The sequence below is a fragment of the Bradyrhizobium sp. dw_411 genome (assembly GCF_018449695.1).
In the GTDB taxonomy this organism is placed as follows: Bacteria; Pseudomonadota; Alphaproteobacteria; order Rhizobiales; family Xanthobacteraceae; genus Bradyrhizobium.
Window position 1 is genome coordinate 1 of record NZ_JAAVUY010000049.1, and the last position, 754, is coordinate 754.

Consider the following 754-nt stretch of genomic DNA (forward strand, 5'->3'; position numbering starts at 1 on the left):
TTGACGGCGGGTTGAGCGCGGCGACGGTTGCAAAACTGTACAAAACCACCCCGAAGACGGTGGCAAAATGGGTTAAAAGGTTCCGCGCGGAAGGCGTCGAAGGATTACGCGATCGCTCCTCAAGGCCTCTTTCATTGCCAGGCCAAACAGCGCTTGCCACATGCGCGGTCATCGAGGCTTTGCGCCGTCAGCGCCACACCGGCAAGCAGATCGCGGCGGAAGTCGGCGTTTCGCCGGCCACCGTCAGCCGCATCCTGCGGCGGCTGGGATTAAACCGGATCCGCGACCTGGAGCCGGCCGAGCCGGTGCGCCGTTATGAGCGGGCTGCGCCCGGCGAGATGATCCACATCGATATCAAAAAGCTCGGGCGCTTCGAGCAAATCGGCCATCGCATTACCGGGGACCGAACTCGTCAAAGCAGCCGAAGAGGCCATGGCTGGGGCGCAGGCTGGGAGTACGTCCATGTCTGTATCGACGACCATTCCCGCATCGCCTTCTCCCAGATCAAACCTGACGAGAAGGCCGATAGTGCCGTGCCCTTCCTCGAGGCGGCTGTGGCTTACTACAAAAGCCTCGGCATCAAGGTCGAACGGGTCATGACGGACAATGGGGCTTGCTACAAATCTTTCGCTTTCCGAGACGCCTGCAGCGACTTGGGTGTCAAACACATCCGGACAAAACCCTATACGCCAAAAACCAATGGCAAGGCGGAACGCTTCATCCAGACCGCACTTAGAGAGTGGGCTTATGCCCG

The 754-nt window shown here is 60.1% G+C and carries 1 protein-coding gene; it reads left to right on the forward strand.

Annotated elements, in window-relative coordinates; genetic code table 11:
• Positions 1–754 (forward strand): IS481 family transposase (locus tag HB676_RS33625; protein ID WP_213742820.1); only part of this gene is annotated, 754 nt, incomplete at both ends.